General features: G+C 57.8%; 12 protein-coding genes and 1 pseudogene. 8 read left to right on the forward strand and 5 right to left on the reverse strand.

Annotation, left to right across the window (positions count from 1 at the left end; translation table 11 throughout):
* Positions 1-10 precede the first annotated feature (10 nt).
* Together lptG and lptF are read right to left on the reverse strand one after the other, a co-directional pair.
* A complete protein-coding gene (lptG, locus tag SPG90_RS15165) occupies positions 11-1,093 on the reverse strand; it encodes an LPS export ABC transporter permease LptG (RefSeq protein ID WP_126303138.1) in 1,083 nt (360 codons plus the stop codon).
* On the reverse strand, positions 1,093-2,193 hold the full coding sequence (lptF, locus tag SPG90_RS15170) for an LPS export ABC transporter permease LptF (RefSeq protein WP_024906345.1): 1,101 nt from the start codon (positions 2,191-2,193) through the stop codon (positions 1,093-1,095). Before lptF ends, lptG begins: the two co-directional genes overlap by 1 nt.
* 266 nt (positions 2,194-2,459) lie before the next feature.
* Here lptF and pepA point away from each other — a divergent pair, with 266 nt between their 5' ends.
* The 5 genes from pepA (at position 2,460) to ahr (ending at position 9,085) form a co-directional block, all read left to right on the forward strand.
* Complete coding sequence (pepA, locus tag SPG90_RS15175; protein WP_023309366.1) at positions 2,460-3,971, forward strand: leucyl aminopeptidase; 1,512 nt, start codon at positions 2,460-2,462, stop codon at positions 3,969-3,971.
* Between the two features lie 85 nt (positions 3,972-4,056).
* Positions 4,057-4,500: a DNA polymerase III subunit chi gene (gene holC / locus SPG90_RS15180; protein WP_008502815.1), complete on the forward strand. Its 444-nt coding sequence runs from the start codon at positions 4,057-4,059 to the stop codon at positions 4,498-4,500.
* Positions 4,500-7,355, forward strand: a complete 2,856-nt coding sequence (locus SPG90_RS15185; RefSeq protein ID WP_023309367.1) for a valine--tRNA ligase — start codon at positions 4,500-4,502, stop codon at positions 7,353-7,355. The genes holC and SPG90_RS15185 overlap by 1 nt, the downstream gene beginning before the upstream one ends.
* A gap of 123 nt (positions 7,356-7,478) precedes the next feature.
* Complete coding sequence (locus tag SPG90_RS15190; protein ID WP_023309368.1) at positions 7,479-7,982, forward strand: GNAT family N-acetyltransferase; 504 nt, start codon at positions 7,479-7,481, stop codon at positions 7,980-7,982.
* Between the two features lie 83 nt (positions 7,983-8,065).
* Positions 8,066-9,085 (forward strand): NADPH-dependent aldehyde reductase Ahr, encoded by a 1,020-nt coding sequence (gene ahr, locus SPG90_RS15195; RefSeq protein WP_021242270.1) that lies wholly within the window; start codon positions 8,066-8,068, stop codon positions 9,083-9,085.
* A 43-nt stretch (positions 9,086-9,128) separates the two neighbouring features.
* Here ahr and SPG90_RS15200 read toward each other — a convergent pair.
* A pseudogene (locus SPG90_RS15200) lies at positions 9,129-10,768 on the reverse strand (dihydroxyacetone kinase subunit DhaK).
* A gap of 137 nt (positions 10,769-10,905) precedes the next feature.
* On the opposite strand from SPG90_RS15200, the gene SPG90_RS15205 reads away from it, so the two are divergent.
* Positions 10,906-12,408 carry a helicase HerA-like C-terminal domain-containing protein gene (locus SPG90_RS15205; protein ID WP_126303140.1) on the forward strand — a complete coding sequence of 501 codons (1,503 nt, stop codon included), beginning with the start codon at positions 10,906-10,908 and terminating at the stop codon, positions 12,406-12,408.
* Here SPG90_RS15205 and SPG90_RS15210 read toward each other — a convergent pair.
* Positions 12,388-13,329, reverse strand: coding sequence for a TIGR01212 family radical SAM protein (locus tag SPG90_RS15210; protein ID WP_126303141.1), 942 nt, complete (start codon positions 13,327-13,329; stop codon positions 12,388-12,390). The two genes, SPG90_RS15205 and SPG90_RS15210, sit on opposite strands and share 21 nt — an antisense overlap.
* Before the next feature lie 686 nt (positions 13,330-14,015).
* Here SPG90_RS15210 and gltB point away from each other — a divergent pair.
* On the forward strand, positions 14,016-18,476 hold the full coding sequence (gene gltB / locus SPG90_RS15215; protein ID WP_126303142.1) for a glutamate synthase large subunit: 4,461 nt from the start codon (positions 14,016-14,018) through the stop codon (positions 18,474-18,476).
* A gap of 9 nt (positions 18,477-18,485) precedes the next feature.
* Positions 18,486-19,904 (forward strand): glutamate synthase subunit GltD, encoded by a 1,419-nt coding sequence (gltD, locus tag SPG90_RS15220; protein ID WP_023309377.1) that lies wholly within the window; start codon positions 18,486-18,488, stop codon positions 19,902-19,904.
* A gap of 28 nt (positions 19,905-19,932) precedes the next feature.
* Here the strand turns inward: gltD and sspB are convergent, their stop codons facing one another.
* On the reverse strand, positions 19,933-20,430 hold the full coding sequence (sspB, locus tag SPG90_RS15225) for a ClpXP protease specificity-enhancing factor (RefSeq protein ID WP_024906337.1): 498 nt from the start codon (positions 20,428-20,430) through the stop codon (positions 19,933-19,935).
* Position 20,431 lies beyond the last annotated feature (1 nt).

The following is a 20,431-nucleotide window of genomic DNA, read 5'->3' on the forward strand; positions in this document are numbered from 1 at the left end:
GAGAGGTCGATCAGGAACGTTTCAACAGCAGCCAGAGGCTGATCAGGAGGAAACTTGCGCTTGGCAGCAGCGCACCGATTATCGGCGGAATGCCATAAACCAGCGTCAGCGGACCGAAGATCTGATCGAGCACGTAGAACACAAAGCCGAAGCTGATACCGGTCACTACGCGCACGCCCATCGGCACGCTGCGTAACGGGCCGAAGATAAACGACAGCGCCATCAGCATCATCACCGCCACGGACATTGGCTGGAAGATCTTGCTCCACATGTTGAGCTGATAACGTCCCGCATCCTGCCCGCTCAACTTCAGATATTTCACATAGTTGTGCAAACCGCTGATGGAGAGCGCGTCAGGGTCCAGCGCAACAACACCGAGCTTATCGGGCGTCAGGTTGGTCTTCCACGTACCGGTTACAGTCTGAGAACCGGCGATCTGTTTCGGATCGGTCAGGTCAGACTCATCGACCTGGGACAAACGCCACAGTTTATGTTCGGCGTCAAATTTCGCCGAAGAGGCGTGGCGGACTGACTCCAGACGGCGCTGGTCATCGAAAGCATAGATGCTGACCCCACCCAGTTCATCATTCCCCTTCACCCGTTCGATGTAGACGAAGTTTTTACCGTCTTTCGCCCATAAACCTTGTTGGGTCGAGAGCAGCGAGCCGCCGTACATGGCCTGCGCACGGTAGTTACGCGCCATCTGTTCGCCCTGCGGCGCGACCCACTCGCCAATCGCCATGGTCAACAGCACCAGTGGGATCGCGGTTTTCATGACCGACAGCGCGACCTGCATGCGGGTAAAGCCCGAGGCCTGCATAACGACCAGCTCGCTGCGCTGCGCCAGCATTCCTAGCCCCAGCAGCGCGCCCAGCAGGGCCGCCATCGGGAAGAAGATCTGCACATCTTTCGGCACGCTGAGCAGGGTATACATCCCCGCGCCCATCGCGTCATAGCTCCCCTGCCCGGCTTTTTTCAGCTGATCGACAAATTTGATAATGCCGGAGAGCGACACCAGCATGAACAACGTCATCATGATGGTGGTAAAAATGGTTTTACCGATATAGCGATCAAGAACGCCAAACGCCTGCATTAGATGGCTCCTTTACGCGAGAATCGGGCACGTATGCGGCGCACAGGCACCGTATCCCACAGGTTTAATCCCAGCGCCAGTAAGATGTACAGGCTGTTGACGAACCATGTCCAGACCATAGGGTCCAGCTTACCCTTCGCGCCGTTAGAACGAATCGAGGTTTGCAGCAGGAAATAGATCAGGTAAAGCAGCATCGCCGGCAGCATAGAGAGCACGCGTCCCTGGCGCGGGTTCACCACGCTCAGCGGAACGACAATCAGCGCCATCATAAACACGGTGAAGACAAGCGTAATACGCCAGTGGAACTCAGCGCGCGCTCTGTCGGTATCGGTATTCCACAGGGTACGCATGTCCATTTGCTCGGTATCCGTTGGATCGAGCGCCACCGCCTGATGGCCGATAATGGCCTGATAGTTCTGGAAATCCGTAATACGGAAGTCGCGCAGCATCGCGGTGCCTTCGAAACGGGTGCCTTTGTTCAGCGTCACGATCTGAGAACCATCTTTGCGCTGAGCAAGCTGACCGGAGTCTGCAACCACCACGGAAGGACGCGCGTTACCTTTGGGACGTAACTGCGCCAGGAATACGTCGTTGAATTTACTGCCGTCAACGCTCTCAATAAACAGCACGGAGTTGCCGTCGGTCGCCTGCTGGAACTGACCCTGAGCTAAGGCTGCCATGCCGGGGTTGGCTTTCGCTTCGGCCAGCACTTCGTCCTGATGACGGGAAGACATGGGACCCGCCCACATCACATTCACCGCCGCGACAATACCCGTGAACAGAGCCAGTATCATGGCCGCTTTCACCAGTACCGCTTTGCTCAGGCCACAGGCATGCATCACCGTGATTTCACTCTCGGTGTAGAGTTTCCCAAGCGTCATGAGCAGGCCAAGGAAAAGACTTAGCGGCAGGATGAGCTGCGCCATTTCCGGGATCCCTAAACCAAGCAGGGAAAGCACCAGATTAGTTGGAATTTCGCCGTCAACGGCCGCACCGAGGATCTTAACCAGCTTCTGACAGAAAAAAATCAGCAGCAGGATGAAGAGGATCGCCAGTTGGCTTTTGAGCGTCTCCCGCACCAGATATCTTATGATTATCACTTTAAATACGCCCGTAAAAACCCGTCTCTTTGCTGGAAAATCGCTTGTTTCATGGCTTAAACGTCATTTATTCTCTTGAGTCGTCGAAATCATCGCTAAGATTAAAACATCCGGCGGATTCACGCTTCAGGACTTTTTCTGACGTGTCGAAACCGTAGTAACGTAAGATTAACACGAAGTCACCACAACAGCGGACATGAGTTACGAAAGGTTTCAATTCTATCCGTAGCTGCCGCCGTTGTCTTTAAGATTCAGGAGCGTAGTGCATGGAGTTCAGTGTAAAAAGCGGTAGCCCGGAGAAACAGCGGAGTGCCTGCATCGTTGTGGGCGTCTTTGAACCACGCCGACTCTCCCCGATCGCCGAGCAACTCGATAAAATCAGTGACGGCTATATTAGCGCCCTGCTGCGCCGTGGCGAACTGGAAGGCAAACCTGGGCAGACGCTGTTACTGCACCATGTTCCGAACGTACTGTCAGAGCGTATTCTGCTGATTGGCTGCGGCAAAGAACGCGAGCTGGATGAACGTCAGTATAAGCAGGTGATTCAGAAAACAATCAATACGCTGAACGATACCGGCTCAATGGAAGCCGTGTGCTTCCTGACGGAACTGCACGTTAAGGGACGTAACACCTACTGGAAAGTGCGTCAGGCGGTTGAAACGGCAAAAGAGAGCCTGTACAGCTTCGATCAGCTGAAGACCAATAAAAGCGAGCCGCGTCGTCCACTGCGTAAAATGGTCTTTAACGTGCCAACCCGTCGCGAGCTGACCAGCGGCGAACGCGCGATCCAGCACGGTCTGGCGATCGCGGCCGGCATTAAAGCGGCCAAAGATCTCGGCAACATGCCGCCTAACATCTGTAACGCGGCGTACCTGGCCTCTCAGGCGCGTCAGCTGGCCGACGCCTACAGCAAAAACGTCATTACCCGCGTCATCGGCGAACAGCAGATGAAAGAGCTGGGGATGCACTCTTACCTGGCGGTCGGTAACGGCTCGCAGAACGAATCCCTGATGTCCGTCATCGAGTACAAAGGCAACCCGTCCGAAGACGCGCGCCCGATTGTGCTCGTCGGTAAAGGCCTGACCTTCGACTCCGGCGGTATCTCCATCAAGCCTGCCGAAGGCATGGATGAGATGAAGTACGACATGTGCGGTGCGGCGGCGGTTTACGGCGTGATGCGCATGGTCGCGGAACTGCAGCTGCCTATCAACGTGATCGGCGTTCTGGCGGGCTGCGAAAACATGCCTGGCGGGCGCGCCTATCGTCCGGGTGACGTTCTGACCACCATGTCCGGCCAGACCGTTGAAGTGCTGAACACCGACGCCGAAGGCCGTCTGGTGCTGTGTGACGTGCTGACCTACGTTGAGCGCTTCGAGCCGGAAGCGGTGATTGACGTCGCTACCCTCACCGGAGCCTGTGTGATTGCGCTGGGCCACCACATCACCGGCCTGATGTCGAACCACAATCCGCTGGCGCATGAGCTTATTGGTGCCTCAGAGCAGGCTGGGGACCGCGCATGGCGTCTGCCGCTGGGTGACGAGTATCAGGATCAGCTGGAGTCTAACTTTGCGGATATGGCGAACATTGGCGGACGTCCTGGCGGGGCGATCACCGCGGGCTGCTTCCTGGCACGCTTCACCCGCAAGTACAACTGGGCGCACCTGGATATCGCGGGCACCGCATGGCGCTCCGGTAAAGCTAAAGGCGCAACCGGTCGTCCAGTGGCGCTGCTGTCGCAGTTCCTGCTCAATCGTGCGGGTTTTAACGGCGACGAGTAAGTCAAACGGCAGTAAACCGTAGGCCGGGTAAGGCGAAGCCGCCGCCCGGCTTAAGCATTTAAAGTGAGCACAAGAAGCCCCATATATGAAGAATGCAACGTTCTACCTTCTGGACAACGACACCCATCAGGATGGCCTCAGCGCCGTAGAACAGCTGGTGTGTGAAATTGCCGCAGAACGTTGGCGCGCAGGTAAACGCGTTCTGATCGCCTGTGAAGATGAACAGCAGGCGATTCGCCTGGATGAAGCGCTGTGGGCGCGCCCGCCGGAGAGTTTTGTGCCGCATAACCTGTCGGGCGAAGGCCCGCGCGGCGGTGCACCGGTTGAAATTGCCTGGCCGCAAAAGCGCAACAGCAGCGCGCGCGATATTCTGATTAGCCTGCGGATAGATTTTGCAGATTTTGCCACCGCTTTCACAGAAGTGGTAGACTTTGTCCCTTACGAAGAATCTTTGAAACAACTGGCGCGCGAACGCTATAAAGCGTACCGCCTGGCTGGTTTTAACCTGAATACGGCAACCTGGAAATAATGGAAAAGACATATAACCCACGCGATATCGAACAGCCGCTTTACGAGCACTGGGAACAGCAGGGCTATTTCAAGCCTAACGGCGACGAAAGCAAAGAGTCCTTCTGCATCATGATCCCGCCGCCGAACGTCACCGGCAGTTTGCATATGGGTCATGCTTTCCAGCAGACCATCATGGACACCATGATCCGCTACCAGCGCATGCAGGGTAAAAACACCCTGTGGCAGGCGGGGACTGACCACGCGGGTATCGCGACCCAGATGGTAGTTGAGCGTAAAATTGCCGCTGAAGAAGGAAAAACCCGCCACGACTACGGTCGCGACGCGTTCATCGACAAAATCTGGCAGTGGAAGGCGGAATCCGGCGGCACAATTACCCGTCAGATGCGCCGTCTCGGCAACTCCGTAGACTGGGAGCGCGAGCGCTTCACCATGGACGAAGGCTTGTCCAACGCCGTTAAAGAAGTTTTCGTCCGCCTGTACAAAGAAGACCTGATTTACCGCGGCAAACGCCTGGTAAACTGGGATCCAAAACTGCGCACCGCCATCTCTGACCTGGAAGTGGAAAACCGCGAGTCTAAAGGCTCCATGTGGCACATCCGCTATCCGCTGGCCGATGGCGCAAAAACCGCCGACGGTAAAGATTACCTGGTGGTCGCAACGACCCGTCCGGAAACCCTGCTGGGCGATACCGGCGTAGCCGTTAACCCGGAAGATCCGCGTTATAAAGATCTGATCGGCAAATTCGTGGTGCTGCCGCTGGTAAACCGCCGTATTCCGATTGTGGGCGACGAACACGCCGACATGGAAAAAGGCACCGGCTGCGTAAAAATCACCCCTGCACACGACTTCAACGACTATGAAGTCGGCCGTCGTCACGCCCTGCCGATGATCAACATCCTGACCTTCGACGGTGATATCCGCGAAAGCGCAGAAGTGTACGACACCAAAGGCAACGAATCCGACGTTTACTCCAGCGACATCCCGGCTGAGTTCCAGAAGCTGGAGCGTTTTGCCGCGCGTAAAGCCATCGTGGCAGCCGTTGACGCGCTCGGCCTGCTGGAAGAGATCAAACCTCACGATCTGACCGTGCCGTACGGCGACCGTGGCGGCGTGGTTATCGAGCCAATGCTGACCGACCAGTGGTACGTGCGTGCCGACGTGCTGGCGAAACCGGCTGTGGAAGCGGTTGAGAACGGCAGCATTCAGTTCGTGCCGAAGCAGTACGAAAACATGTACTTCTCCTGGATGCGCGACATTCAGGACTGGTGTATCTCCCGTCAGCTGTGGTGGGGTCACCGTATTCCGGCGTGGTACGACAACGAAGGCAACGTTTACGTTGGCCGTAGCGAAGACGAAGTGCGTCAGGAAAACAACCTGAGCGCGGACGTTGCGCTGCGTCAGGACGAAGACGTTCTGGACACCTGGTTCTCCTCCGCGCTGTGGACCTTCTCCACCCTCGGCTGGCCAGAAAACACCGACGCACTGCGTCAGTTCCACCCAACCAGCGTGATGGTGTCCGGCTTCGACATTATCTTCTTCTGGATTGCCCGCATGATCATGATGACCATGCACTTCATCAAAGACGAAGACGGCAAGCCGCAGGTTCCGTTCCATACCGTCTACATGACCGGTCTGATCCGCGACGATGAAGGCCAGAAGATGTCCAAGTCCAAGGGGAACGTGATTGACCCGCTGGATATGGTTGACGGTATCTCTCTGGAAGATCTGCTGGAAAAACGTACCGGCAACATGATGCAGCCGCAGCTGGCTGAGAAAATCCGCAAGCGCACCGAGAAGCAGTTCCCGAACGGGATCGAGTCCCACGGTACCGACGCCCTGCGCTTCACCCTGGCGGCACTGGCATCTACCGGCCGTGACATCAACTGGGACATGAAGCGTCTGGAAGGTTACCGTAACTTCTGTAACAAGCTGTGGAACGCCAGCCGCTTCGTGCTGATGAACACCGAAGATCAGGATTGTGGCTTCAACGGCGGCGAAATGACGCTGTCTCTGGCAGACCGCTGGATCCTGGCGGAATTCAACCAGACGGTAAAAGCATTCCGCGAGGCGCTGGACAGCTACCGCTTCGACATCGCGGCGGGCATCCTGTATGAATTCACCTGGAACCAGTTCTGCGACTGGTATCTGGAGCTGGCGAAGCCGGTGATGAACGGCGGCACCGAGGCGGAACTGCGCGGCACGCGCAACACGCTGATTACCGTTCTGGAAGGCCTGCTGCGCCTGGCGCATCCGGTCATTCCATTTATCACCGAAACCATCTGGCAGCGCGTGAAGGTGATTGCGGGCATCAACGCCGATACCATCATGCTGCAGCCGTTCCCGGAATTCGATGCGGCCAAGGTTGATGAAGCGGCGTCCGCGGATACCGAGTGGCTGAAACAGGCGATCGTTGCGGTACGTAACATCCGCGCTGAGATGAACATCGCCCCTGGCAAACCGCTGGAGCTGCTGCTTCGTGGCTGCAGCGAAGCGGCCGTTCGTCGCGTCACCGAGAACAACACTTTCTTGAAGACCATGGCGCGTCTGGAAAGCATCACCGTGCTGCCTGCGGATGACAAAGGTCCGGTTTCCGTGACCAAAATCATCGACGGTGCCGAGCTGCTGATCCCGATGGCGGGCCTGATCGACAAAGACGCCGAGCTGGCTCGTCTGGCGAAAGAAGTGGCAAAAGTCGACGTGGAAATTGGCAAAATCGAAAGCAAGCTGGCGAACGAAGGCTTTGTGGCCCGCGCGCCGGAAGCGGTCATCGCGAAAGAGCGCGAGCGTCTGGTTGCTTTCGCCGATGCGAAGACCAAACTGATCGAGCAGCAGGCGGTTATCGCAGCCCTGTAATGCTTTTACCCCTTACGCTTCAGGGCGTAAGGGGTAACCTTCCTGAAAACTCCTCGCTTGCACTCCCCTTTCTGCGGTGCTATTAACAGCAGTTATGTGTCAATTTTTGTTATGAGTAATGCTATGAGCGTGATTACCCCCGTCGCGACGACGATGCGCCGGATCGCTGAGCAGGATAATTCGGCTATCGCCGCCGTTATCCGCACCGTTTCTGCCGAATATGGCCTGACGGCTGACAAAGGCTACACGGTTGCTGACCCGAACCTGGACGAGCTTTACCAGCTCTACAGCCAGCCAGGGCATGCCTACTGGGTAATCGAGCAGAACGGCCAGGTGGTGGGCGGCGGCGGCGTGGCGCCCCTCAGCTGCAGCGAGCCGGATATCTGTGAACTACAGAAAATGTATTTCCTGCCAACGGCGCGCGGGCAAGGACTGGCAAAAAAGCTGGCGCTGATTGCGCTGGACCACGCGCGCAAGCAGGGTTTTACACGCTGCTACCTTGAAACAACCGCTTTCCTCAAAGAGGCCATCGGCCTGTATGAACATCTGGGCTTTGAGCATATCGATGCACCGCTGGGCTGTACCGGCCACGTTGATTGCGAAGTCAGAATGCTGAAAAGTCTGTAACTTTCGTTCCTGCCCTCTTCTGTTAAGCGGCTGTAAAATGAATGCTCTACACTCTCAGTTCACACCACAACGGGGGAAACACGATGTCGAAGATAAAAAGCTACGCCGCACCGCAGGCGGGTGCAGAACTTGAGCTGTACGAGTACGATGCGGGCGAACTAAAAGCAGAAGACGTCGAAGTACAGGTTGATTACTGCGGGATCTGCCACTCGGATCTCTCGATGATCGATAACGAATGGGGCTTCTCCAGCTATCCGCTGGTTGCCGGGCACGAAGTTATTGGCCGCGTCGTGGCGCTCGGTAGCGCCGCGCAGGACAAAGGGCTGAAGGTAGGCCAGCGCGTGGGCATTGGCTGGACGGCACGCAGCTGTGGCCACTGTGACGCCTGTATCAGCGGCAATCAGATCAACTGCCTCGAAGGCGCCGTTCCCACCATTCTGAACAAAGGCGGTTTTGCCGACAAACTGCGCGCCGACTGGCAATGGGTGATCCCGCTGCCGGACAGCATTGATATCGAATCCGCCGGTCCGCTGCTGTGCGGCGGTATCACCGTTTTCAAACCCCTGCTGATGCACCATATCACCGCCACCAGCCGCGTGGGCGTGATTGGTATTGGCGGTCTGGGCCATATCGCCATCAAGCTGCTGCACGCGATGGGCTGTGAAGTCACGGCGTTCAGCTCGAACCCGGCGAAAGAGAAAGAAGTACTGGCTATGGGGGCGGATAAAGTGGTGAATAGCCGCGATCCGCAGGCGCTGAACGCGCTGGCGGGCCAGTTTGATCTGATCATCAACACCGTTAACGTGGATCTCGACTGGCAGCCGTACTTTGAAGCGCTGGCCTACGGCGGTAACTTCCACACCGTGGGTGCGGTGATGAAGCCGCTGCCGGTTCCGGCGTTTACCCTGATCGGTGGGGATCGCAGCATATCCGGTTCTGCTACCGGTACGCCGTACGAGCTGCGCAAACTGATGAAATTCGCCGGGCGCACCAAAGTGGCGCCGACCACCGAACTTTATCCGATGTCGAAGATCAACGAAGCGATCCAGCACGTGCGCGACGGTAAAGCTCGCTACCGCGTGGTGCTGAAAGCGGATTTCTGATGTGAGTTTGCCGGGTGGCGGCTTCGCCTTACCCGGCCTACTTTCACTGCTGTGCCAATACGTTAAATACTTCCGCTATCGCGACCGCTCCCGGATCCATTACCCCATCCAGATTCTCTTTATTGACATACGACGAGCGTCCCGCGCCGGCTTTCGCCATTTTCGCCGTTGCTTCGGCACCGTGCTGTGCTGCCTTCGCCGCTGCCTCGATATCTCCCTTCAGCAACGCCTCCAGCGCCGGTTGCAGCGCGTCGATCAGCGTGCGATCGCCGAGATCTGCCCCACCGTACTGCTTCATCTGCGCCAGTCCGCTGAGCAAGGCCTCCGGGAGCGTCTGACCATCGTGAAGCTTTTGCCCGGCCGCGGTGAAGAAGATCGACATCAGCACCCCGCTCGACCCGCCCATCACCGTCGCCAGCCGCTGCCAACCAGCAGCAGCAGCTTAGACACGTCATTAAGCGGGAGCGTGTTCTCCTCCAGGCGCTGCGCAATATCCCGCGCCCCTTGCGCAAAGGTGGAGCCGGTATCGCCATCCCCCACTTTGGCATCCAGCGCGTTCAGGCGGTTTTCCAGCTGGACCAGCGTTGTCGACACTGCGGAGACAAACGCACGCACCTGCGGATTGTCAGACGGGGTATACTCCACACGGTCATGAATGGCGCTATGCGCCACGGTAGGCAGTGGCGCAAACGCCACGGGCTTCTGCCAGCCCAGCGTCTCGACATCAGCATGAATCGCCTTTTCGAAGAAATCATTGAGCTTCAGCAGCGTCAGAGAAAAGCCTTTCATATCCAGCGCGCTGACCAGCGGCGCTGGGCCAATCAGGTACGCGATGTTCTCTTTCAGCGCCGAGTGCGCCAGCTCTTTGGTCAGCAGCGCCATCTCCAGCGCCGATACGCCGCCAAGATTGTTAATCAATACCGCAAAACGCCCCTCGCCCGCCTGCGCGCGTAACGGCGTCACCAGGGTGTCAATAATGGCTTTGCTGTTTTGCGTATCCACCACGGAAGCCCCGGGCTCGCCGTGAATGCCCAGGCCCAGCTCGACATGGCCTTGTTTAATCCGCCCCTCTTCATCGTCGCTGCCCGGCAGGTTGCACGTTTGCATCGCCACGCCCAGGCTCCAGAGGTTATCGCAGGCCTGTTGCGCAATATCCCGCACCTCGCTCAGCGATTTCCCCTGCTCCGCCGCATAGCCCGCAATCTTGTGCACCAGTGCCGTTCCGGCAATACCGCGCGGCTGCTTGTTATCCGGCAGCGCGATATCGTCCGCCACGATCGCCATCTCCACCTTAAGACCGTAACGTTTAGCCTTTTCCGCCGCCAGACCAAAGTTCAGGCGATCGCCGGTGTAGTTTTTTACGATCAGCAGACAGCCCCGGTCGCCCGTGACCGCCACAATGGCATTCAGCACAGCATCCACGCTCGGCGAAGCAAAAAGATCGCCACACACTGCCGCCGTCAGCATCCCTTTGCCGACGAACCCGGCGTGCGCGGGTTCGTGGCCTGAGCCGCCGCCGGAGATCACCGCCACGCGGCTTTTGTCCCAGTCGCCGCGTGCGACGATCCTGATGGCCGGATCGATATCAAGCTTGACGAGATTGGCGTGTGGCGCAGAAAACAGTATGCCTTCAATGGCATCGTTGACCAGCTGTTTACGATCGTTAAAGAAGAATCTGGACATAGTTTCCCACTATTTTGTGAACCGTATGCAAAAGCATAGTCCGCGCTGGATAATGCGCCGCAAAGTCAGGAATTTACTCAACCAAATTGCGGCCAGGTTGCCTATACTCCACCCAGGACTAAGAGAGGAAGCGCATCATGAGTACACCATTGTTAATTGCCAGGACGCTGGAAAAAGAGCTGTATTTACTGCCCGCGATGGCGAACCGCCACGGTCTGATCACCGGAGCGACCGGGACGGGGAAAACCGTCACCCTGCAAAAGCTGGCGGAGTCGCTTTCGGAGATTGGCGTACCGGTCTTTATGGCTGACGTGAAAGGCGATTTAACCGGTGTGGCTCAGGATGGGACGGCATCTGAAAAACTGCTCGAGCGGCTGAAAAATATTGGCATCACGGACTGGACGCCGCACGGTAACCCGGTGGTGGTGTGGGATATCTTTGGTGAGAAAGGCCACCCGGTGCGCGCCACCGTCTCCGATCTCGGCCCGCTGCTGCTGGCCCGTCTGCTTAACCTCAACGACGTGCAGTCCGGCGTGCTGAATATTATCTTCCGCATTGCCGACGATCAGGGACTGCTGCTGCTTGATTTCAAAGATCTACGCGCCATTACGCAATACATCGGCGATAACGCCAAATCCTTCCAGAACCAGTACGGCAATATCAGCAGCGCCTCGGTGGGCGCTATTCAGCGCGGTCTACTGACGCTTGAGCAGCAGGGGGCCGAACACTTCTTCGGCGAGCCGATGCTGGATATCAAGGACTGGATGCGCACCGACAGCAGCGGCAAAGGCATTATTAACATCCTGAGCTCAGAGAAGCTCTACCAGATGCCGAAACTCTACGCCGCTAGCCTGCTGTGGATGCTCTCCGAGCTCTATGAACAATTACCGGAAGCGGGCGATCTGGAAAAACCGAAGCTGGTGTTCTTCTTTGACGAAGCGCATCTGCTGTTTAACGACGCGCCGCAGGTATTGCTGGATAAGATCGAACAGGTTATCCGCCTGATCCGCTCCAAAGGAGTCGGCGTCTGGTTTGTCTCGCAAAACCCGTCGGATATCCCCGACAACGTGCTCGGGCAGCTCGGCAACCGCGTGCAGCATGCCCTGCGCGCCTTTACGCCAAAAGATCAGAAAGCGGTGAAAGCCGCCGCGCAAACCATGCGCGCCAATCCTGCCTTTGATACCGAAGCGGCGATTCAGGCGCTAGGCACCGGTGAAGCGCTGATCTCGTTCCTGGATGCGAAGGGCAGCCCGTCTGTGGTAGAACGCGCCATGGTGATCGCGCCTTGCTCGCGTATGGGGCCGGTGACCGACGATGAGCGCAACGGCCTGATTAACCACTCTCCGGTTTACGGGAAATACGAAGACGAGGAGGATCGCGAGTCCGCGTTCGAGATGCTGCAAAAAGGGGTCCAGGCGACAACAGAATCGCAGGCTGCGCCTGCCGCTAAAGGGCAATCTGTCGCCGTCGATGACGGCATTCTCGGTGGGCTCAAAGACATTCTTTTCGGCAGCACCGGGCCGCGCGGCGGCAAGCGCGACGGCGTGGTGCAGACCATGGCGAAAAGCGCAGCCCGACAGGTCACCAATCAAATCGTGCGCGGCATGCTGGGGAGTTTGCTAGGCGGCCGTCGCCGCTAGACGCGGAATCCAGGAGCGGCCCAGCGCCGAACCCTGTACGCCGTTCTCCTGCAGATAGCGGTCAATTTCCACCATCCCCGTCCAGCGGTTTTCACACCATAGCGGTGCCAGAAGCGTTGGACGGCGGGCACTGGCCGAGATGCGATGGTAGACAATATCCGGCGGCGTATGGCGAATCATCTCCCCCGCCGTCACCGTATAGTCTTCAAGCTCAATACCGCTTAACCGCCCGGCCTCCCAAGCTTTCGCCATAATACTGCCCTTCACGATATGCAGCGGGTGCAGCTTAATGCCGTCCACGCCGGTTTCAACCACCTTTTCCAGCGTTTCAAGACCGTGCTGTTGACCCTCGCCGGGTAACCCAACAATCAGATGCGAGCAGACCTTCAGCCCGCGCTCGCGGGCCAGGCGCGTGGTGCGCTGGTAGCAGGCGAAATCATGGCCACGGTTAATACGGTGCAGCGTTTTGTCGTGCGCGGTCTGCAAGCCCAGCTCCAGCCAGATCTCGTAGCCTTGTTCTTTGTACTCGCTGAGCAGGTCCAGCACCGCGTCCGGTACGCAGTCCGGGCGTGTGCCCACGCAAAGCCCAACAATATTGGCCTGGCTGACGGCCTGCTGATACATCGAACGCAATACCTGCACCTCCGCCCACGTGCTGGTGTAGGCCTGGAAATAGGCCAGATATTGCTTCGCGCGGTTCACCAGGCTGGCCTGATGGGCAAGCTGTTCAGCGATAGATTTATGCCGCTGGGCCTCGTCAGCAAAGGACGCAACGTTACAGAAGGTGCAGCCGCCGCGCCCGATGGTGCCATCGCGATTCGGGCAGCTAAACCCGCCGTGCAGCGTCAGCTTATGAACCTTTTGCCCGTACCGCTGCAAAAGATCCCCACCAAACATATTGACTAATTTCTGTAACTGCATAATCTGATAGACCGTCCCGGAGAAAGGGGACAAGCCTGCCACTTTTAGCCTCTGTCGGCGATGACCTGGATCAATCGCCCTGGACGGCCTTTATCCACACGAATAAATACTCACGATTACTGCAATTTCATTCACGCCGCCTGTGATTACTTTTCCTTATGTTCTGATTGTTTTTTTCATTTATAGCGCCACCACTGAAAAACAGTGGGTTTATGCGGGTTCGCATCCATTGCCAGATTATTGTTCTGCTATAAAACCGCTATTCAGCACGCTACATTGATAATACCGCTTTCATATAGTGAGTCAGATCACACTCCGCTGCTCGCTCTCAGGTCATTCAATCAATGTAAAAATAGTTAAATACACTTAAAATACAATTACATAGACTCTCTTTAGCACATTTTTGTATAAATAAGATTGCCATTTGACCTGTGTACCAATTCCCGATAAGTTGGAAATCCGCTGGAAGCTTTCTGGATGAGCGGCCTGCTCATCATATTTATGCAGTAATTGAGATTCCCTCTGAAGCAAGTCCTCAAACTTGTTTACCTGCGCGAAAGGATGAAAAAGAGGGCGAATGCGAGGTCCGCGTATGAAACGCAAACCCCGTCGCCATGCTCTTTCTGTGCCTGTGCGCCACGGTAAAGTTCAGTGGGAGCCCGACGAGCCTGGGGAGGTTCACTGATATGTTGTACGATAAATCCCTTGAGAAGGATAACTGTGGTTTCGGCCTGATCGCCCACATAGAAGGCGAACCTAGCCACAAGGTAGTGCGTACTGCTATTCACGCACTGGCCCGTATGCAGCACCGTGGCGCCATCCTTGCCGATGGTAAAACCGGCGACGGTTGCGGCCTGCTGCTGCAAAAACCGGATCGTTTCTTCCGCATCGTGGCGGAAGAGCGCGGCTGGCGTTTAGCCAAAAACTACGCTGTCGGCATGCTGTTCCTGAATCAGGATCCTGAAAAGGCTGCCGCCTCACGCCGCATCGTCGAAGAAGAACTTCAGCGTGAAACCCTGTCGATTGTCGGCTGGCGCGATGTGCCAACCAACGAAGGGGTGCTCGGTGAAATCGCCCTCTCCTCGCTGCCTCGTATTGAACAGATTTTCGTCAACGCGCCTGCGGGCTGGCGTCCACGTGATATGGAACGCCGTCTGTTTATCGCCCGCCGCCGCATTGAAAAACGTCTCCAGGACGATAAAGAGTTCTACGTCTGTAGCCTCTCTAACCTGGTGAATATCTATAAAGGTCTGTGTATGCCGGCTGACCTGCCGCGCTTCTACCTGGACCTGGCGGACCTGCGTCTGGAATCGGCCATTTGCCTGTTCCACCAGCGCTTCTCCACCAACACCGTTCCACGCTGGCCGCTGGCTCAGCCGTTCCGCTACCTGGCGCACAACGGCGAGATCAACACCATCACCGGTAACCGCCAGTGGGCCCGCGCCCGTACCTATAAGTTCCAGACGCCACTGATCCCCGATCTGCACGATGCCGCGCCGTTCGTGAACGAAACCGGCTCGGACTCCAGCTCGATGGATAATATGCTGGAACTTCTGCTGGCGGGCGGGATGGATATCGTGCGCGCCATGCGTCTGCTCGTGCCGCCGGCCTGGCAGAACAACCCGGATATGGATCCTGAGCTGCGCGCGTTCTTCGACTTCAACTCCATGCACATGGAGCCGTGGGACGGCCCAGCGGGCATCGTTATGTCCGACGGCCGTTTTGCTGCCTGTAACCTGGACCGTAACGGTCTGCGTCCGGCGCGCTACGTTATCACCAAAGACAAGCTCATCACCTGCGCCTCTGAAGTCGGCATCTGGGATTACCAGCCTGACGAAGTGGTCGAGAAAGGCCGCGTCGGTCCGGGCGAGCTGATGGTTATCGACACCCGCGGTGGGCGCATCCTGCACTCCGCCGAAACCGACAACGATCTGAAGAGCCGCCACCCGTACAAAGAGTGGATGGAGAAGAACGTGCGTCGCCTGGTGCCGTTCGAAGATCTTACGGACGAAGAAGTGGGCAGCCGCGAGCTGGACGACGATACTCTCGCAAGCTACCAGAAGCAGTTTAACTACAGCGCGGAAGAGCTGGACTCTGTCATCCGCGTGCTCGGTGAAAACGGCCAGGAAGCGGTCGGCTCGATGGGTGACGATACTCCGTTTGCCGTGCTCTCCAGCCAGCCGCGCATCATTTACGACTACTTCCGCCAGCAGTTCGCGCAGGTGACCAACCCGCCAATCGATCCGCTGCGTGAAGCACACGTGATGTCGCTGGCCACCAGCATCGGTCGTGAGATGAACGTCTTCTGCGAGGCCGAAGGCCAGGCGCATCGTCTGACCTTTAAATCGCCGATCCTGCTGTATTCAGATTTCAAACAGCTCACCACCATGAAAGAGGAGCACTACCGCGCCGACACGCTCGACATTACCTTCGACGTGAACGAAGCGAGCCTTGAAGAGACGGTGAATGCGCTGTGTGACAAAGCCGAACAGATGGTGCGTAACGGCACCGTGCTGCTGGTGTTGTCCGACCGTAATATCGCGAAAAACCGTCTGCCTGTACCTGCCCCGATGGCGGTCGGCGCTATCCAGACGCGTTTGGTCGATAAGAGCCTGCGCTGCGACGCGAACATCATTGTTGAAACCGCAAGCGCCCGCGACCCGCATCACTTTGCCGTGCTGTTGGGCTTCGGCGCGACGGCGATCTACCCGTACCTGGCCTACGAAACGCTGGCCCGTCTGGTGGATACCCGCGCGATCGACAAAGATTACCGCGCGGTGATGCTGAACTACCGTAACGGCATCAACAAAGGTCTGTACAAGATCATGTCCAAAATGGGCATCTCGACCATTGCCTCCTACCGCTGTTCTAAGCTGTTTGAAGCGGTCGGCCTGCATGACGAGGTCGCCAACCTCTGCTTCCAGGGCGTGGTCAGCCGCATCGGCGGCGCCGGTTTTGCTGACTTCCAGCAGGATCTGGTGAACCTGTCCAAACGCGCCTGGCTGGCACGTAAGCCTCTGGATCAGGGCGGTCTGCTGAAATACGTTCACGGCGGCGAGTATCATGCCTACAACCCGGACGTGGTGCGCACGCTGCAGCAGGCGGTTCAGAGCGGTGAATACAGCGATTACCAGCAGTACGCTGAGCTGGTAAACAACCGCCCGGCGGCAACGCTCCGCGACCTTATTGCCCTGAACCCGGGTGATGAAGCGGTCAGCATTGACGAGGTTGAGCCTGCATCCGAACTGTTCAAACGCTTCGATACCGCGGCGATGTCCATCGGCGCGCTGAGCCCGGAAGCCCACGAAGCGCTGGCGGAAGCCATGAACAGCATCGGCGGCAACTCCAACTCCGGCGAAGGCGGTGAAGATCCGGCGCGTTACGGCACCAACAAAGTGTCCCGCATCAAGCAGGTGGCATCCGGCCGCTTTGGCGTGACGCCTGCGTACCTGGTCAACGCCGACGTGATTCAGATTAAAGTCGCTCAGGGTGCTAAACCGGGCGAAGGCGGCCAGCTGCCGGGTGATAAAGTTACCCCGTACATCGCCAAACTGCGCTATTCCGTGCCGGGCGTGACGCTGATCTCCCCGCCGCCGCACCACGATATCTACTCTATCGAGGACCTGGCGCAGCTGATTTTCGACCTGAAGCAGGTCAACCCGAAGGCGATGATCTCCGTGAAGCTGGTTTCCGAACCGGGCGTCGGCACCATCGCTACCGGCGTGGCGAAAGCCTATGCGGATCTCATCACCATCGCCGGCTACGACGGCGGTACCGGCGCAAGCCCGCTCTCCTCCGTGAAATACGCGGGCTGCCCGTGGGAGCTTGGCCTGGTTGAAACCCAGCAGGCGCTGGTGGCGAACGGTCTGCGTCACAAGATCCGTCTGCAGGTGGACGGCGGCCTGAAAACCGGTCTCGACATCATTAAAGCGGCGATCCTCGGCGCGGAAAGCTTCGGCTTCGGTACCGGCCCAATGGTTGCGCTCGGCTGTAAATACCTGCGTATTTGCCACCTGAACAACTGCGCAACCGGCGTTGCTACCCAGGACGAGAAGCTGCGTAAGAACCACTATCACGGTCTGCCGTTCAAAGTGACCAACTACTTTGAGTTCATCGCCCGCGAAACCCGCGAGCTGATGGCGCAGCTGGGCGTGAAGCGTCTGGTGGACCTGATTGGCCGTACCGACCTGCTGAAAGAGCTGGAAGGCTTCACGGCGAAGCAGCAGAAGCTGGAGCTGAGCAAGCTGCTGGAAACCGCGCAGCCGCACCCTGGCAAAGCGGTCTACTGCACCGAGAACAACCCGCCGTTCGATAACGGCGTGCTGAACGCGCAGCTGTTGCAGCAGGCGAAACCGTACGTGGACGACAAGCAGAGCAAAACGTTCTGGTTTGATATCCGCAACACCGACCGCTCCGTGGGCGCCTCCCTCTCCGGCTACATCGCGCAAACGCACGGTGACCAGGGGCTGGCAGCAGATCCGATTACCGCACACTTCAGCGGTACCGCGGGTCAGAGCTTCGGCGTATGGAACGCAGGCGGCGTTGAGCTGTACCTGACCGGCGATGCCAACGACTACGTCGGTAAAGGCATGGCAGGCGGCCTGCTGGCGGTGCGTCCTCCGGTCGGCTCAGCCTTCCGCAGCCATGAAGCCAGCATCATCGGTAACACCTGCCTGTACGGCGCGACCGGCGGTCGTCTGTTTGCAGCAGGCCGTGCGGGCGAGCGTTTTGCGGTGCGTAACTCCGGTGCTATCACCGTGGTGGAAGGCATTGGCGATAACGGGTGTGAATACATGACGGGCGGGATTGTTTGCGTTCTGGGTAAAACCGGCGTGAACTTCGGCGCGGGCATGACGGGCGGTTTTGCGTACGTCCTGGACGAAGACGGTGAGTTCCGCAAACGCGTGAACCCGGAGCTGGTAGAAGTGCTGGACGTTGATACGCTGGCTATCCATGAAGAACACCTGCGTGGTTTGATTACCGAACACGTGCAGCATACCGGTTCTTCGCGCGGCGAAGAGATCCTGGCAAACTGGCCGGCGTTCTCTGCGAAATTCGCGCTGGTTAAGCCGAAGTCCAGCGATGTTAAAGCCCTGTTGGGTCACCGTAGTCGTAGCGCAGCAGAGCTGCGCGTGCAGGCGCAGTAAGGAATTCAGATGAGCCAGAACGTATACCAGTTTATCGACCTGCAGCGTGTTGATCCGCCAAAGAAACCGCTGAAGATCCGCAAAATTGAATTTGTTGAAATCTACGAGCCGTTTTCAGAAGGCCAGGCCAAGGCACAGGCAGACCGCTGCCTGTCCTGCGGTAACCCTTACTGCGAATGGAAATGTCCGGTACACAACTACATCCCGAACTGGCTGAAGCTGGCCAACGAAGGGCGTATTTTTGAAGCCGCCGAGCTGTCTCACCAGACCAACACCCTGCCGGAAGTGTGCGGCCGCGTGTGCCCTCAGGACCGTCTGTGCGAAGGTTCCTGTACGCTGAACGACGAGTTCGGCGCGGTGACCATCGGCAACATCGAGCGCTATATTAACGATAAAGCGTTCGAGATGGGCTGGCGTCCGGATATGACCGGCGTGAAGCAAACCGACAAGCGCGTGGCAATCATCGGTGCGGGCCCGGCGGGCCTGGCCTGTGCGGACGTGCTGACCCGCAACGGCGTGAAGGCGGTCGTCTTTGACCGTCATCCGGAAATCGGCGGTCTGCTGACCTTCGGTATCCCGGCCTTCAAGCTGGAAAAAGAGGTCATGACCCGTCGCCGTGAAATCTTCACCGGCATGGGCATTGAGTTCAAACTGAACGTGGAGGTGGGCCGCGACGTGCAGCTCGACGACCTGCTGAAGGATTACGACGCCGTGTTCCTCGGCGTGGGCACCTATCAGTCCATGCGCGGCGGTCTGGAGAACGAAGATGCGCCAGGCGTGTACGACGCGCTGCCGTTCCTGATTGCCAACACCAAGCAGATCATGGGCTACGGCGAAACCGCCGATGAGCCGTTCGTCAGCATGGAAGGAAAACGCGTGGTGGTGCTGGGCGGCGGTGATACCGCGATGGACTGCGTGCGTACCTCCATTCGTCAGAATGCGGCACACGTGATCTGCGCCTATCGTCGTGACGAAGAGAACATGCCGGGCTCTAAACGCGAAGTGAAAAACGCGCGTGAAGAGGGCGTGGAGTTCCAGTTCAACATCCAGCCTCTGGGTATTGAAGTGAATGCCAACGGTAAAGTGAGCGGCGTGAAGATGGCGCGCACTGAGATGGGCGCACCGGATGCGAAAGGCCGTCGTCGCGCCGAGATCGTAGCCGGTTCTGAGCACGTGATCCCGGCCGATGCCGTAGTGATGGCGTTCGGCTTCCGTCCTCACAGCATGGAATGGCTGGCGAAGCACAGCGTTGAGCTGGATTCGCAGGGTCGCGTGATTGCGCCAGAAGGCAGCGACAACGCATTCCAGACCAGCAACCCTAAAATCTTCGCCGGTGGCGATATCGTTCGCGGTTCTGACCTGGTGGTAACGGCGATTGCCGAAGGTCGTAAAGCGGCTGACGGGATCCTGAACTACCTGGAAGTGTAAAAAAAACAGGCCCGATTGGGCCTGTTTTTTATTTCACGACGCGAAGAGCCGGACGACCACCGCGCGGAGGCGGATCGTCATCAGGGTCATTGTCATCGTGATGATCGGGTTTATCGCCATCGATAAGTGACATCACCGTGTCGCTTTCGCGCTCATCGGATGCGTTGTCATCATTCAGGCTGGCAACATCTTCATCATACGCCGCTTCCGGCTCGAACATGGTACCCGCACCGTTTTCACGCGCGTAGATAGCCAGCACGGCTGCCAGAGGTACGGAAACCTGACGCGGCACGCCGCCGAAACGCGCGTTGAAGCGCACTTCATCGTTTGCCAGCTCCAGGTTACCCACCGCGCGCGGGGCGATGTTCAGTACGATCTGTCCGTCACGTGCGTATTCCATTGGAACCAGCACGCCCGGCAACGTCACATCCACAACCAGGTGCGGCGTGAGCTGGTTATCCAGCAGCCATTCATAGAAGGCGCGCAGCAGATACGGACGGCGTGGGGTAAGTTGTGACATTTCCACA

The sequence above is a fragment of the Enterobacter sp. D2 genome (assembly GCF_034427575.1).
Classification (GTDB): domain Bacteria; phylum Pseudomonadota; class Gammaproteobacteria; order Enterobacterales; family Enterobacteriaceae; genus Enterobacter; species Enterobacter cloacae_M.